Origin of the sequence: Maridesulfovibrio sp. (assembly GCF_965230075.1) — a bacterium.
GTDB lineage: Bacteria > Desulfobacterota > Desulfovibrionia > Desulfovibrionales > Desulfovibrionaceae > Maridesulfovibrio.
Genome location: NZ_OZ245945.1, coordinates 3,533,867 through 3,549,094, shown reverse-complemented (window position 1 = coordinate 3,549,094; position 15,228 = coordinate 3,533,867). Strand labels below are relative to the sequence as shown.

Sequence of the window (15,228 nt, the reverse complement as noted above, 5' to 3'; positions counted from 1 at the left end):
CCTTATCAAAACATAGCTAATAATCATTGTAATCAAAACTGGTTATCTCAGGAGTTACTATGGGAGAACTTGTCCTTGCCGGTGCCGGCCACGCGCATATGATGCTCATGGAAGCCATTCCGGACATCAGTGCGGATGGACACCGGGTTACGGTCATTGGCCCGGATGAGCGTCATTACTATTCGGGGATGGGCCCGGGGCTGCTTGGAGGTGTTTACAGTTCCGACAAAATCAGTTTTCCCGTTAAGTCTATGGTGGAAAGCCGGGGCGGTACTTTTGTTCTCGGTAAGGTTGCACGTATAGATCCGCATAAGCGGCAGGTGCTTCTTGAATCGGGGCAGGCAGTTCCCTACGACGTGCTCTCCTGCAATCTTGGAAGTTACGTATCCAGTAGTCTCGCGGATAAGGACAGCACTGATATCTATACCGTAAAACCCATACAAAATCTTTTGCAGGCCCGCTTGCGGATTCAGGAAATCGCGTCGGAACGGGCGGTGCGCATCGGTATATGCGGTGGTGGTCCTGCGGCCCTTGAAGTTGCTGGCAACGCTTTGGCTGCGGTCAAAGAGCAGGGCCGCTTCGGTGCGAAAATCCAGATTTTCACGGGCAGTTCATTTTTGCGCAACCTGCCGGACAGGGTGCGTAACCTTGCAGTTAAAAGTCTGAACAAACGCGGAATCGACATTGTTCAGGGTAGTTACGTGGAGTGTGTGGCAACTGGCAGCGTCATATTGCAAAACGGGCAACACTATGAACAAGACATTATTTTTCTAGCCTTAGGTGTGAATCCTTCCAAGGTTTTCGCTGCTTCAAACATGCCCGTTGGAAAGGATGGCGGGCTAATGGTCAACCGCTACCTGCAATCCATTTCCCATCCGGAAATTTTCGGTGGAGGCGATTGTATCTGCTTCGAACCGACCCCACTGGATAAAGTGGGCGTTTATGCCGTACGCCAGAACCCTGTGCTCCTCCATAATGTGCGGGCCCAACTCGAAGGCCGCAGTCTGAACCCGTTCGCCCCGGGCGGTTCCTATCTTCTCATATTCAATACCGGGGGCGGGAAAGGCATATTGCACAAAAACGGGTTGAGCTTTGGAGGCCCGCTCGCTTTCTGGGTCAAAGACTATATCGACAGGAAATTTATTAAGCGATTCAAGCCGAACGGAAGTTGAACTGAAACGGCTCTATTTTGGCATTTCTATATGTAGCAGGAGTCTTTGTCTGAGCGAAGTGATTGTCTGTGCGTCCAAATACATGGTATGGACTATTAAAGTTCAAATTTTTAACAAGGAGAATCACTGTGTTGCATAAAACCATTTCCGGCATATCCGTTCTAACATTTCTGATTCTGCTGCCCGTATTGGCATCAGCCCATTGTCAGGTACCCTGCGGCATTTATGACGACCATGCCCGTGTTGAGGCAATGCTTGAAGATGTGAAGACCGTGAAGAAGGCTGTAAATATGCTTCAGGAGTTGGCTGACAAGACTGATGTTCAGTCCCGGCAGCAGTTCATCCGTTGGGTGATGAACAAGGAGCATCATGCTCAAAACATTATCTCCACCATCTCAAACTACTTTCTCACGCAGCGAGTCAAGGCTTCCCAAAAGGATTATGTGGAACGGTTAAAGCGCCATCATGCTGTTATTGTCAACGCTATGAAGGCTAAGCAAAAGGCCGATATGGCAACAGTGAAGAAACTGAAAGCAAGTGTTAAGGCGCTGGAAGAGTATTATCCTGAGCACAAGCATTAAGGTTATAGGTGGGTGTCAGCCCGTACCCTCACACCACAACGCCATTCTAAGTTTTTAAAAAGTCCCCAAAAATAGCCCTTACGTCATAAAACGTGAGGGCTTCCTAATTATTGTGTCCCCGAAGGCTAATTAATTTATATTGCCAGTTCGCTATGGCAGCGGTGGTTTGTCAGATGATGCTGAAACTTTACGTGATGTCTCTGATCATTTGTGTCCTGTGCTTTAGGGACGCTATACAACAACCTGTTCAGGAAAGGGCTTTTGTAGCATGGATTGGAAAGGCTCTTATCTAATTCTGACTGAATCATACCATAGCCGTCTAGGTTGAAATGGCACAAGGTGCGATTGATCTCAGTCCACTCTGTTAAGGGCACCTCTTCATCATATGGAAAATTAGCGAAATTTTTCCTTCCCATGTTTACATAGGCTAGGGAGTTATGTGCCTTTTCAAATTTTTGATTAATTGTTGTCAGGTAGTCAGCTGACATGACCTCACGTAACACATTCATAAGATCGGTTTTTAAGGTGTTTTTAACTATATTCAATACTGTGTTGCGGGCAAGCCATGGTGCAACATCGAGGCCTTTGCCTATCCTGTCGTCGAGATCAAGCTCTTTTACCGGGTTGTGTGCGGCTGGGATAAATTCCGCGATTTCTTTTGAAAAAGCGGACTGAGCATCATATGGAATGCAATCCCGGAACTGATCACTTAATCTTGTATGCCTTTCTTTTTTTACTATTCTCAGCAGTAGGCCTCTTTCAAGAAAATGGGATAGCAAAGATGGGTCAACGACCATTCTTCCCAGGTCTTCAGAGTATTGGCTACCAGTACACTCATGTACTTGTGTCTTGAACCAGCGTGGAATACTTTCAGCAATGCCGTAATCTTCTGTTATCAATCTGGTATTTAAGATGCACACGTCTATGTGTCTGGGGTTTACCACAAGATCCCCAAAATCCGTGGTTCGGCAATTGTCGGCATACTTTCCCGCTAATAAAACGGTCAGTTCCATTAATTTCGCATAGCTTAAGGCAATCAGAGGAAAATGTTTAACATCGGAATTCTTTGATATGCCCTCTAGTTCGACTTGTCTTAAGGTAATGAATTCCTCATCTAAATTTTTGGGGTCTATTGTCGAATCTAGGAACTCATTAAATCTTATTAAGTCACCAATAGTCACATCCATCTCTCACTCCGTATGCCAAGTGGGAAAAAAATTGCCTTACTCTTCTTCCATAGTTAGTTGTTCTAGTTAATGTTAAGTTGAAGAACGATTCTAAGTATAGTTAGCGTGATATGTGTCCAAGTTGACACAATATCCTTCGCAAACAAAAAAGGCCTTACGTTATAAACGTAAGGCCTTTGAATTTTAGGTGGTCGGAGCAGGAGGATTTGAACCCCCGGCATCTTGCTCCCAAAGCCGTTATCGAATGTTGCAACCATTGAATTAATTAAATAAATTTTCGCATTGGGGACATTCTTTCCGGTATTTTTAGGGATTTTTGGGGGTGAATGGTTCCCCGTGCTTTAGTCCGGCCCTGCTGGTTTGGGGTGCTGAAAATTTTGGTGTGATTCTTAGGTTTGCGGGTGCTGGTTTAGGTAAGTTTCAGGGACTCCCCCTCGGTATTCCATATTTTCTTTTAAATCGGTATGGGTGTATGTGTGATGCATTCAAAAAGAGTCTTGAGGTTGCGATACGAAGTAAACCGAAATATTCTTTTTAGTTTAGTAGGACTAGCTTAATAAATATTAAAACCTAACCGTTTAATTTAGATAAAGATCATTTATGATGAATAAAATTTTGGGTGCAGTTATTACTCTGATTGTTAGTGTTGTTGCTGGGATAGTGATTTATGACTATCAAAAAGAAGAGCCTGAGTTAAGATTTACTTTATCTGATAGCATTCCAACAAGTTTTTTTACATCGGGGAAGACTGCAAATATTCAACAGCTTGAAGTTGTGAACGTCGGAAATAAGCATGCCGAAAAGATTATTATAAAGGTAAATGGTAAGATTCAGCATTTTCAATTAAACAAGCATTCTTCGTCGGATGTTGAGAAGACGTTTGAAAATTCTAATGGAATCGAGATCGTGTATCCTGAGTTACCTCCAGAAGGTAAAATTTCCATAGTTTTAAGTTCAGATTCACCTTTAAATGATTCAAGTCTTCATATTGCGTACCGAAATGGGCAAGCGATTAAGGCTTTTGGGCAGGATGGTGGGCCTAGTCTAGCTGAATTTATTCTTTTTTGGTCTCCGTTTGGATTTTATCTACTTCTCATCCTTTGGCAAAGTTTTTCTATGTATATTGATTGGTATTGTAAGCAATATAGAGATCTTCAAAAAAACAAAAAACCATGGTTTATAACTACTGAGAAGTGGATTGAATTACGTGAGAAAGCAGTTGAGGAGTATTTTAATTATGAATCAATATATGATGTGTCTTCAGCTGAAAGATCAAAAGTATATTTGGCATTAAATTCTGGAAAATTTGAGTTTCTCAGTGAAAATGAATGGAATAACCTTTCCAATGCGGCAGTAAAAGAATTTAGTAGTATTCTTGAACTCTTAATTATGAAGTCTGGACTTTCTGTTTGGCAATTAGAAAGGTTGTATAAATTGGATAAACCAGAAAATTATAGCTCTACAAAATGGAGTGAATTTAAAGATAAACTTGATGGTCAATATGTAGATGCCTTAATAAGTGAAGCATCTCAATCCTTTCTCAATACTATGAATCTTAGAGAAAAAACAAGTATTCAAACTTCCTTGGTATCTTCAGAACGCGATAGACGTAGGCTTGTTTCTTCGTTGAGTGACTTATATGCCGCTAGACTAGCAAGAGATTTACTTGTTGAATATAATAGCGTGTCTTTTTTAGATAGTCATGATTTAAAAGGTGTTGAAGAGCATGCGAAGAATCGTTTGCAAAACTTAGCTTACAGATTGCAGCTTTCGAGTAAGTTTGGTGTGTATTTTTCTAATGACAAAGCAAAGAAGTTTTTACAAGAAGAGAAAGAAGAATGGGTAAAGGACAGCGATCATAAATTGATGGTGGAACATGCAAATTCAATAGTTGAAGCTAGTTCAAAATCTACTAAGTATAATAAGATGCTTGGTTTGTTTGATGCCATATTATATAAAATTACATTCCCAAGTTCTAAGCCAGAAGAATTGTCAGAAAGAGAGTGGAAAGAGATTCAAACTATCGAAGATAGAATTGTAAAAGATTTGAGCGATAATGAAAAAATATTAGCCGAAATACATGAGAAGGAATTGATTATACCACATTTAAAAGACAAGCTTGACAAACAATTACGGCTAATCAATGAAGTTTTAAATGATCCTACAGCCATAGATCGAATAGAAGAGTACGATGAAACCTTTGCAAAAGGTAATTTTGATAACTTGCGTAAGGTTTCTGAAATATTGTCAGGTAAATAATTGGGTTAGTTACATCTCAGACAACGGAAGCCAGCCTCCCCGAGGCTGGCTTTTTCCTTTATGCGGCATATTGCTCTTCAGCCAAGTCTACTGATGGCAAGAATGTATTTAGATAGAAAATGCAGTTTTAGTCTATCTGTCTGAAAATATGTATTAAAATTGTGGTGTGGCCTGCGTCGATACTTAGGCAATCTCATCACGTTTTGTTTCACATTTTCAAAAAAGTCCCCAATTGAGTCCCCAACAACGAAAAAGCCCTTACGTAAAGTATAACGTAAGGGCTTGAATTTACTGGTCGGAGCAGGAGGATTTGAACCCCCGGCATCTTGCTCCCAAAGCAAGCGCGCTACCAGACTGCGCCATGCTCCGACTTGTTTCGTGCAGAAAGGGAACTACGTGAATTGTATTTGCTTGGCAAGAACTAAATTTATTTTTTTGAAATTTAATTCATTATCTGCACTGCTTATATATATAACTACTTAAAATACACCGTTAATTTTGCACCCGCAATACTTGCACATGCCGTCAGCAAGTCCCACATTGGTCATTTCAAAGCCGAACCTCTTGACTAGTTCTTTTTTACAGTCCGGGCAGAGGGTGGCTGAATTGTCATTGCCCGGAACATTGCCGATGTAGACGTATTCAAGGCCGGCATTGGTCCCGGTTTTTCTTGCTTTTTGCAGGGCTTCCATGGGCGTGACCGGGCAATCCTGCATTTTGTAATCCGGGTGGAAACGGGAGATGTGCCACGGCACTTCCCTGCCCAGTTCATCGGCTATGAAAGCGGCCAGTTGTTTCAGCTCGTCCGGGGAATCGTTCTTTCCGGGGATGAGCAGGGTGGTTACCTCCACCCACCAGCCGTTTTTCTTCATATGCTTGAGATTGTCGAGGACCGGATTTAAACGGCCTCCGCAGGTGTTTCGGTAGAAATCATCATTGAAGGCTTTGAGATCAATGTTGGCAGCATCAATCAGTCCGGTCAGTTCTTCAATGCAGTCCGGGCTTTGGAAGCCGTTGGAGACCATGATGTTCTTCAGTCCCTTGCTGTGGGCAAGACGGGCGGTATCCTGCATTAGCTCGAAAAATATGGTCGGTTCGGAGTAGGTGTAAGAGATGGATTCGCATTTGTGGGCAATGGTCGCTTCCACCAGAATTTCCGGGGTTACTCTCTGCCCGGTGATTTCGCGTCCTGTTTTGGGGTGCTGGGAAAGAGAGGCGTTCTGGCAGAAGGTGCAGCCGAAATTGCATCCCTGTGTGCCCAGCGAAAATGTGTCGGTCCCGGGCAGGAAGTGATAGAGCGGCTTTTTCTCCACCGGGTCCACATTGAGTGCAGCCACCAGCTCATAGGTTCGGGTCATGAGCTGGCCGTCAACATTTTGCCGTACCCCGCACTTACCGTGTGCCTGTTCGTCAATTATGCAGAAGTGGCTGCATAGACGGCATTGGACCTTGCCGTCCTTGAGTGGTTTCCAGAGTCTTGCGGGATGGAGCATGATTTTCCTTATGTTTTAGCTACGGTTTGATCTCAGGGACCACGAAGATGGGGCCGATCTGTGTGTCTTCTTTGTCTTCGTCATCTTTTTTAGGTGAAACACGTATTGTGTTGGAATTATTATCTGATTCAATGGTGATCTGGCTTTTGTTGCCGCCCCCGGTGCCCATGCGGATGGGCTTGCGATCCTTGGCGGTGTCCTTGTTAATGAATTTGGTTCCCGCTATGGCGTCGCCGCACAGGAACACACCCAGAATAATAAAAGCGGTGAGCAAAGTTTTCTTGTACATGGTATTTCTCCGTGGCATAGTATAAACTCTTATTTGGTCCTGTGCAAACAATGGACCTTTTTCTTTTCCCGGCAGCGGGAAATGGGTGATGTTGTTCCTTGAACTTATGCGGGATTCAGCATATACATCCGTTCTTATCCGCAAGACTGTTAGGAGATATTAATATGGCAAGTCGTTCTGATGCATACAAGGCTGCAGGTGTAGACATTGATGCGGCCAATGATTTTATCGGTCGCATTAAAGGTATGGTGGGTTCCACCTTCACCAAGGGTGTCGTCACCGATATCGGCGGGTTCGGCGGGCTGTTCAAGCTTGACCTTACTCAGATGGACGAGCCTGTACTGGTTTCCGGTGCAGACGGTGTAGGAACCAAACTAAAATTGGCTTTTGCCTTAGACAAGCACGATACTATCGGTATCGACCTTGTGGCTATGAGCGTAAACGATATTCTCGTTCAGGGTGCAAAGCCCCTGTTCTTCCTCGACTACTTTGCTACTGGCAAGCTTGAGTCCGGTGTGGCTGAAGAAGTCATCGCAGGTGTCTGTGAAGGCTGTAAGCAGTCCGGCTGTGCGCTGCTCGGCGGTGAAACCGCTGAAATGCCCGGCTTCTACGCTGACGGTGAGTATGACCTTTCCGGTTTTTGTGTAGGTATGGTGGACAACGCCAAGATCGTAGACGGCTCCTCCATCACCATTGGGGATTCCATTATTGGTCTGGAGTCTTCCGGTATCCATTCCAATGGTTACTCTCTGGTGCGCAAGATTTTTGATGAGTCCGGCCTGAAAGCAGATGACTTGCTGCCCGGTACTGACCAGAAAATTGGCGAAGCACTGCTGACCCCCACCAGAATCTACGTTGATGCGGTTCACAACCTTTCCCGCGATATTGAGATCAAGGGGATGGTTCACGTGACTGGTGGCGGTTTCTATGACAACCTGCCCCGCATCCTGCCCAAGCAGGTTACCGCTGAAATCGACTTTAATTCATGGGAAGTTTCTCCCGTGTTCAACTGGCTCAAGGAACAGGGCGATCTCAGCTGGCCTGAAATGCTGCAGATTTTCAACACTGGTATCGGTTACATCCTCGTTGTATCCAAAGACCATGAAGAAGATGTGCTCAACAGACTGGCCGGAATGAAGCTCAATTCATGGAAGATCGGTGAAATCACCGCCCGTGACGGAGATTCCGAGCAGGTTAAAGTTAATTTCTAGTTTTCGTTTTTGGTAAGTTTAAAGCCCCGCAAACTTCAGTTTGCGGGGCTTTTTCGTTTCATCTTTTTCTAGAAATCATTGGTTGTGGGACGGTTGCCATTTAGCAGTCAGTTCCAATGCTTTTTGTATTTCAGATTGAGTCATTCTCTTTTCGAGCATGTCTCGTTTGTTTGCAGCCTGTTTAATTCCTTGCGCGGCTGACAGGCTGAACCACATGTATGCCTGAATGTTGTCCTGCGTAATTCCCTGCCCGCTTTCATACATTGCGGCGATGTTATACTGAGCTTCGGGGATTCCCTGCTGCGCAGCCTTTAAATACCATTGGGCAGCTCTGGCGTAGTCCTGTTTAACTCCCAGTCCGTTGTCGAACATAAGTCCCAGATTGTACTGGGAAAGTGCATACCCCTGCTCTGCGGCGGTTAAGTACCACAGGATCGCATGTGAGTGGTTCTGAGGAACTCCCAAGCCCTCTGCGTACATAATGGCTAGATCGTGCTGGGCTTTTGACAGTCCTTGTTCCGCAGCTTTCGTATACCATTGGGAAGCCTGAGCGTAATCTTGCGCCAGCCCCAGACCGTTTTCGTAAAGCCTGCCTAGATTAAGCTGTGCTCCTGCAAAACCCTGTTCTGCTGCCCGGCGGTACCAATAGGCTGCTATGGAGTAGTCCTGGTCAACTCCCTTGCCGTTGTTATACATAGACCCAAGGTTGTTTTGCGCCATGACATTGTCTTGCTCCGCAGCCTTGCGGTACCACTGCACAGCCTGATTAAAATCCTGATCTATGCCCATGCCGTGGGCATACATTATGCCTAGATTATATTGGGCTATTGGCAGTCCCTGTTCTGCTGCTTTGCGATACCAGGACAGGGCAGTTTCTAAATTTTGAGTTACTCCCAGTCCGTTTTCATACATTGATGCTAGGTTGTTCTGCGCTTCAGCGAAGCCTTGCTCGGCAATGGGGAGATACAGTTGTGCGGCTTGGACATAATCCTGCTTAACACCGATGCCGTTAGCGTACATCATTGCCAGATTGTATTGTGCACCTACCGAACCTTGATCTGCTGCTTTTCTGAACCACATTGCCGCTTTAGAAAAGTCCCGTTGCATACCGGAGCCGCTGCTGAACATTATGCCCAGATTATACATAGCCTTAGCGTGGTCCTGTTCCGCCGCTTTTAAAAAAAGACGGCCTGCAAGTTCGTAATCTCCCTGCTGGTAGGCTGCAAACCCGTCTTCAAAGTCATCGGCATTTGAGAGTGTGGGAAAAACGGCAGATAGCCCCATAAACAATAAGGCTGCGCAAGAGATTAAATGTATGAAACGTTTCATATATACTCCGGTCTGGTTTTGCTTAAGTTCCGCAGAATGTCTGGTAAACACGTTCTGTCGGTTCCGGAGGCTGCATGTACTCATCGTATTCCGGTTGGTCATCGTATGGACAGCTTAGAATTTTGATTAGTTTTTTGGTCGGTTCGAAATCGTCATTCTCTATTGCTGCACTGATGGCCTGTTCAACGCGGTGGTTGCGGGGGATGAATGCCGGATTGTTGCGGTCCATAGTTCGGGCCGCATCCGCACTATTTATGTTTTGTCGGGCCAGCTCTGCTTCCCATTTTTCAATCCAGTCGATGATCTTCTCTTTGTCGCTGAAAAGTTCAAACAGTGGTTCTGTATTATCTAAAACGGCTTTGCTTAGCCTGCGGAAGCTGAGGCTGAAATCTGTCTTGGCTTCATGCATGATCTGCAAGAGTTCATTGAGCAGTTCCTGAGCAGGTTCATCAGGGCGAAGGCCGATCTTGCTGCACATCTCTGCGAAATAATGCGTCCTGAATTCGGGTCCGAATCCCTGCACAATTTCTTCCGCACGGGATTTGGCCTGTTCTGTATCCTTATGGATAAGGGGCAGCAGACACCCTGCAAGTCCGGCAAGATTCCATTGGGCAATGGAAGGCTGGCGGGCGTATGCATATCTTCCGTAATGGTCGATGGAACTGAAAACTGTTGCCGGATCATAACCATCCATGAAAGCGCAGGGACCGTAATCAATGGTTTCACCGGAAATGGTGGTGTTGTCGGTATTCATGACCCCGTGGATAAATCCGATTCGCATCCATTTGGCTATCAGCCGCGCCTGAACCGAGCAGATCTTTCCTAGGAATGCAGCATAGGGATTTCCGGCCTCTTTAAGATGCGGATAGTGACGGTCAATGGCGTAATCTGCCAAAGTTTTTACTCCCTCATAATCATTGCGGGAAGCAAAGTATTCAAAGGTTCCGATTCTGATATGGCTGGATGCAACACGAGTGAAGACTGCGCCGGGAAGAGCTTGTTCCCGGAAAACATCTTCTCCGCTGCAAACCATGGCAAGGGCGCGGGTAGTGGGGACTCCCAGCCGGAACATGGCTTCACTGACAATGTATTCGCGGATTACCGGACCAAGGGGCGAACGACCGTCCCCGTTGCGGGAATACATGGTTTGTCCGGCTCCCTTGAGCTGGATGTCGTAGCGCTGTCCGCTGCTGTTGACGAACTCTCCAAGCAGGACGGCCCGTCCGTCACCCAAGCGGGGCACGAAGTTACCGAATTGGTGTCCGGCATAAACTTGGGCCAGTGGCTCCGAGCCTTGGGGCGGTTTGTTGCCGGAGAACAGTTGCGCGAGTTCGGAATTCGTTTTCGGCAAGGGAAATTCCATTTCCCCGGCAAGTTTCCGGTTCACGAGTATGATCCGGGGTTCCTTTACCGGGGTTGGATTTATGCGCTGGTAGAATTTTTCATCCAGCCGGGAGTAGCTGTTATCAAAGGGCATGGTGCTGCTATTTTTGGACCCACTTGCCGTTCGCGGTCTGGATATACCAGCCGGACGGAGCACGTTCCTGCCATTCCTGAGCAAAGATGGCTTTGACCTTTTTAAGCTCACTTCCGGGGATGTTCATGGATGCTGCCACTTCGGAATAAAGCTGGTCTCGGGTGTCGTTGTCCTGTGAGACAAGGCGGCGCAGGGCAGCGGTCTGTTTGATGTTCAGGCCATCCTTGCTGATTATTTTCAAGTAGCCGTCTTTGGTGATGCCGATGTTGCCGGCATTGTAATAGGGGACCAGCTTTTTGTGGTCGGCGGCTATGGATTGCTTCAGGCCGCGGATGGCGGAGTTGGATTTCTTGTCGATTTCTGCCTTGCTGACCTGAGCATGGGCGGCTTGCGGAGTGAGTAGGGTGAGGAAGCTTTCAAGGGCGGATTGGTCATCCTTGTTTTCCTGCTTGGGATCGGTTCCGTAGACGTCTTCCACAATATCTTCTGCGGCACGTTCAACCTTAGCGGCTGGGAAATATATGTTCACTGTCACACAGGCGACAAAGGAAAGAAGGCTGAGGAAGGTTAAAACCTGTGCGGTTTTTTTGAGCATGGTAAACTCCTGTGCTGTTAATTTCCGATGACCCGCTTCAGCCTTTTGAGCATGTCGGAAAAGCTGATCAGGTTTTCGGGGTTGCTGTTGATTACGTTGATGCCGAACAAGGGCGGCCTTTTAATAATGTACTCGATTCCGTCGTCTCTGATCAAGCCTCGAATCTTGAAGATGTCGTCATCAAGAGTACATTCAAGGCCCAGTCCGGCATAACCGAATTCTTTGAAGAATTGCGAGAATACGCCCACTCCAGCCCCGGTAAGCCCGGAACCTGTCCCGATAACCGAGAGGGTGTTTACCGCTTTGAGACTGATATCCCCGGATTTTCCGGAACCGGGAGTTGTCCGGGCCAGCAGATGAAATGCTGCCGGCTGTTCGTAGGCAATGACCAGCCCGGTCAGGTCGAGGTCCATGCGGCCGGTAATACGTCCGATGTCCAGAGCCTGACTGAGAGGTTCAAGATCGAGATGTTTTACACTGAAGTCCGCTCCGTACTGCCGGGAATCTTCAAAGGGATTCTCCGCAAAAATTTCATCAATGGTCATCTCCCCATCGTAGACATTGCCGAAGAGTTTTCCGCTGGTGGAAAAGTGATCCTTGAGCAGCCAGAATTTCAAGTCCCCGCTTAGCTGTCCGTCGATGGGCAGTGATTTTGGGGAGAGCGGCAGCAGATTTATGTCCTTGGCGGTGACTTCACCACTCAGCACAAAGTCGTCATCAAAAGGATGACGCATCTTCAAGTCAGAAAGATTGAGGGTGCCTCCTTCCAGATTAATTGTCGGGACGGTCCCGAATTCAATGGAATTGGAGGATACGCTAATTGGAAAGTTGAAATTTTTTATATCGATTTTTCCGGCTTTTATTTCCTTGAAACTGACCATCCCTGCCGGGGAGTAGGGAAGGCTTTCATCTGTTTGAGGTAGGAACTTCTTATTCAGTGAAAGTACAAAAGGGAGATCGGCATTAATTCCGTTGAATATGGTCGTATCTTTACTGACTGTGCAGTTTTGAAAATTCATTTCTCCGCGCAGATGGGTTCTAGTTCTTGTTCCGTTAAATGTGCAGTGCATGGCTAATTTCCCGTTGCCGTCCAGTCCTTCCAAGGAAAAAGGATCAATGGCAAAGGTCCTGAATGGGGCAGCCAGTTCTTTGGTTCTGTATTCCGCATTGCCGGAAAAAGAGATTGCGCTGAATAAATCTTTCAGCCTTGCGTTCATTTTAAAATTACCCATGCCTTGCCAATCAAGAAGCGTATCAAGCTCAAGATTTCCAGCTTTGTCTGGCAGGGATGATTTGATCTCAGCATGCACGGGGTAATCTGCCAGGTTAACATAGAAGCGGTCATAAAGGGCTTCCCCTGATCTAAAATCAATACTTAGGACGGGGTGGGGATTGTCTAGCTTGCTGCTGACTTCGATGTGCCCGGTCATGCTGTCCACAAGTATCATCCCGTTGGCAGAAGCTGCTGAAAGCCCTTTGAAATCAAGACGCAGGTCTGCTTCAGGGGAATGCTCTATTTTACTCAGCGAGACCTTGAGGGTGAATTTTCCCTCCTTGTCCCATTTTTGAAAGTCCGGGAAATTGATTTCCACTAGCCGTTCCAGCAAGGGGAGAGGATTCTTTATTTCCAGCAGGCAGCTTCCATTATCAGCCGGGGAGTAGCTCAGTCGGGTTGTGAGTTCGGGCAGGTTCCCGGCTTTTATGTGTAGATTATTGAAGTCCGCTGCTCCGGAGGTAGGGTCGAGAATACCGCTTCCGGTAACGGTAAGGTCGGGGGTGCTTAAACCCAGCTGAGGCAGGTCTGCTTCAACTCTAGAAATTTTCAGGGTAAAACTATCTAATTTCAGCAAGCCAGAATTAATATCAAATCTGCTGCTGACGCTGATGGGACCGGATTTAAGCGGTCCTTTTTTGTTCAGATATTCGCCGTTGAACCTGAATTCCGTACCTTGAAGATGCTCGATGTATCCCTTGAGAATCCCGGCTATCCCTGCCTGCGGCAAGTCAACGGAGAACTGCCAGTTCAGCCCGAAACCATCATCTTTTGGAAAAGAAGATTGCGGGATGGTGAAGATCAGCAGCAGAAGCATGAATGTGCTGAATAAAAGGGATCGCCTGCTCATCAGTAGATTATACACGGGTGAGAGGTGGCTGGGAAGTTGGTTGAGCCAAAAGAAAAGGGAGATTTGGCCAGATTAGCCAAATCTCCTTATAAAAAACAACTAGGGATTCCAAAGGGGCTTAGCTGTTACACTCTCTATATCCGTAAGATTCGAGCAAGAAGCTCTCATCTAACGGCTATAAGCCTTTGGCCGCCGGAGGGAGATCTTTTTATCAAAAGCGCGCAGCGCCTCTAATCTTTCTTCTTACCATCCCCAAGATAGGGGTTAAAGTATCCGAAGTTAACCCATGGACATTCGGTCTTGATCCGTTTGCGGAAGTTGATGAATCCCATGCCCGGACCGAATTCGTAGGGCTCCATGAGCTCCATGTACAGGTCGGGGTCAATGTTCAGGTTGCGCAGCTGGATGAAATCGAACTTGGTCTGCTTGGCGATCTCAACGAGCGCACCGACTTCAAATTCAGTATCACTGATACCGGGGAAATAGAGATAGTTCAGGGATACATGCAATCCCAGCTTCTTGGCCTTAGCAATGGTCGCAACCACATCTTCGAACTTGTAGCCATTGGGACGGTAGTAGGTGTTGTAAACAGGCTCGCGCAGGCTGTTCAGGCTGACCCTGATGGAGTTTAGACCTGCGGCTGCCAGCGGTTCCATAGCCTCGGTAATGGAGCCGTTAGTGTTGATGTTTACGGTACCGATACCGCCTTCGGAGCGGTATTTCTTGATAGCTTCGGTAAGTAAGACGTGCTCGGTGAGCGGTTCACCTTCGCAGCCCTGCCCGAAGGAAAAAATGGGCTTGCGTTCACGCTTGGCGTGGAAATGCATGACCTGAGTGATTTCCTCTGCTGTAGGAGTAAATTTGATGCGGTCCTGCGGAGAAGGAAAACCGGAATCCTCAGGCTGTTCAGAAATACAACCGATACAGCGGGCGTTGCAGGTCCGGGAAGTAGGCAGCGGACATTCAAAACGCCCCAGAGCGAGGTTCTTGGCTGCCGGACAGCAATAAGTCAAGGCGCAGCCGCCAAGGTGCTGGACAAGTCTGTTGTCGGGCATTTCCTTGAACATGCGGTGAGCACCGGCATCGATTTTCTTGTTCGGAATTTTGGTGAAAACCTGACGTTTATCTTCATCCACCTTTTTGGCGGTAACCCAGAATTTGCCGTTGGCGTAGCCTACTGCTCCGTATGAGAACATGGGCAGTACCGGGGCATCATCGGTGTTACCGTAGGCGGCAAGTCCGGTCAGGGTGTGTCCGGGGCAGGGGAATGCGGTGACCGCAGTCCCTTCCACTTCGACAACTTCCCCGGTTTCCGGGTCAAGGCCGAGAGGGAATCTGCCCGGAAGCAGGAAAAATTCACTGTCCGGGGGCAGGGGGATGTATTCTTCGGGCTTGGGCTGGAACAGCTCGTCGCCGCGGCGGCACATCATTTCAAGTTCGGGATGGTCATATATCTGGCCGTCTTCGTCAGCAAATACGAGTAACGGGCGAGGTTTTTTTTTAGCAGCCATT

Annotated in this window: 12 protein-coding genes and 1 tRNA gene; 4 read left to right on the top strand and 9 right to left on the bottom strand. The window is 47.0% G+C overall.

Annotated elements, in window-relative coordinates; translation table 11 throughout:
* The first annotated feature begins 59 nt into the window (after positions 1-59).
* The gene (locus tag ACO05Z_RS16100; RefSeq protein WP_421903203.1) at positions 60-1,172 is read left to right on the top strand and encodes an NAD(P)/FAD-dependent oxidoreductase; all 1,113 of its coding nucleotides are present in this window, start codon (positions 60-62) and stop codon (positions 1,170-1,172) included.
* A gap of 128 nt (positions 1,173-1,300) precedes the next feature.
* Positions 1,301-1,753, top strand: a complete 453-nt coding sequence (locus ACO05Z_RS16095) for a superoxide dismutase, Ni (RefSeq protein WP_421903202.1) — start codon at positions 1,301-1,303, stop codon at positions 1,751-1,753.
* A gap of 134 nt (positions 1,754-1,887) precedes the next feature.
* On the opposite strand, the gene ACO05Z_RS16090 is transcribed toward ACO05Z_RS16095, so the two are convergent.
* Positions 1,888-2,940 carry a hypothetical protein gene (locus ACO05Z_RS16090; RefSeq protein WP_421903201.1) on the bottom strand — a complete coding sequence of 351 codons (1,053 nt, stop codon included), beginning with the start codon at positions 2,938-2,940 and terminating at the stop codon, positions 1,888-1,890.
* Positions 2,941-3,540: 600 nt separating this feature from the next.
* Here ACO05Z_RS16090 and ACO05Z_RS16085 point away from each other — a divergent pair.
* Positions 3,541-5,199 carry a hypothetical protein gene (locus ACO05Z_RS16085; protein WP_421903200.1) on the top strand — a complete coding sequence of 553 codons (1,659 nt, stop codon included), beginning with the start codon at positions 3,541-3,543 and terminating at the stop codon, positions 5,197-5,199.
* 292 nt (positions 5,200-5,491) lie between these two features.
* On the opposite strand, the gene ACO05Z_RS16080 is transcribed toward ACO05Z_RS16085, so the two are convergent.
* From ACO05Z_RS16080 to ACO05Z_RS16070, 3 genes are all read right to left on the bottom strand, one after another.
* Positions 5,492-5,568, bottom strand: a tRNA-Pro gene (locus ACO05Z_RS16080).
* Between the two features lie 110 nt (positions 5,569-5,678).
* On the bottom strand, positions 5,679-6,692 hold the full coding sequence (gene amrS, locus ACO05Z_RS16075) for an AmmeMemoRadiSam system radical SAM enzyme (RefSeq protein WP_421903199.1): 1,014 nt from the start codon (positions 6,690-6,692) through the stop codon (positions 5,679-5,681).
* Between the two features lie 19 nt (positions 6,693-6,711).
* Entirely contained in the window at positions 6,712-6,981 is a 270-nt protein-coding gene (locus ACO05Z_RS16070; protein ID WP_421903198.1) for a hypothetical protein, read from the bottom strand.
* Positions 6,982-7,145: 164 nt separating this feature from the next.
* On the opposite strand from ACO05Z_RS16070, the gene purM reads away from it, so the two are divergent.
* Positions 7,146-8,192 carry a phosphoribosylformylglycinamidine cyclo-ligase gene (gene purM / locus ACO05Z_RS16065; protein WP_421903197.1) on the top strand — a complete coding sequence of 349 codons (1,047 nt, stop codon included), beginning with the start codon at positions 7,146-7,148 and terminating at the stop codon, positions 8,190-8,192.
* Between the two features lie 75 nt (positions 8,193-8,267).
* Here purM and ACO05Z_RS16060 read toward each other — a convergent pair whose 3' ends face one another.
* The 5 genes from ACO05Z_RS16060 to ACO05Z_RS16040 all read right to left on the bottom strand — a co-directional run bounded on the left by ACO05Z_RS16060 (position 8,268) and on the right by ACO05Z_RS16040 (position 15,227).
* Positions 8,268-9,521, bottom strand: coding sequence for a hypothetical protein (locus ACO05Z_RS16060; protein ID WP_421903196.1), 1,254 nt, complete (start codon positions 9,519-9,521; stop codon positions 8,268-8,270).
* A 22-nt stretch (positions 9,522-9,543) separates the two neighbouring features.
* Positions 9,544-10,998 (bottom strand): protein adenylyltransferase SelO, encoded by a 1,455-nt coding sequence (locus ACO05Z_RS16055; protein WP_421903195.1) that lies wholly within the window; start codon positions 10,996-10,998, stop codon positions 9,544-9,546.
* A gap of 7 nt (positions 10,999-11,005) precedes the next feature.
* A complete protein-coding gene (locus ACO05Z_RS16050) occupies positions 11,006-11,593 on the bottom strand; it encodes a DUF1318 domain-containing protein (protein WP_421903194.1) in 588 nt (195 codons plus the stop codon).
* 17 nt (positions 11,594-11,610) lie between these two features.
* Complete coding sequence (locus ACO05Z_RS16045; protein WP_421903193.1) at positions 11,611-13,716, bottom strand: hypothetical protein; 2,106 nt, start codon at positions 13,714-13,716, stop codon at positions 11,611-11,613.
* A gap of 230 nt (positions 13,717-13,946) precedes the next feature.
* Positions 13,947-15,227: a radical SAM protein gene (locus ACO05Z_RS16040; RefSeq protein WP_421903192.1), complete on the bottom strand. Its 1,281-nt coding sequence runs from the start codon at positions 15,225-15,227 to the stop codon at positions 13,947-13,949.
* Position 15,228: the final 1 nt, after the last annotated feature.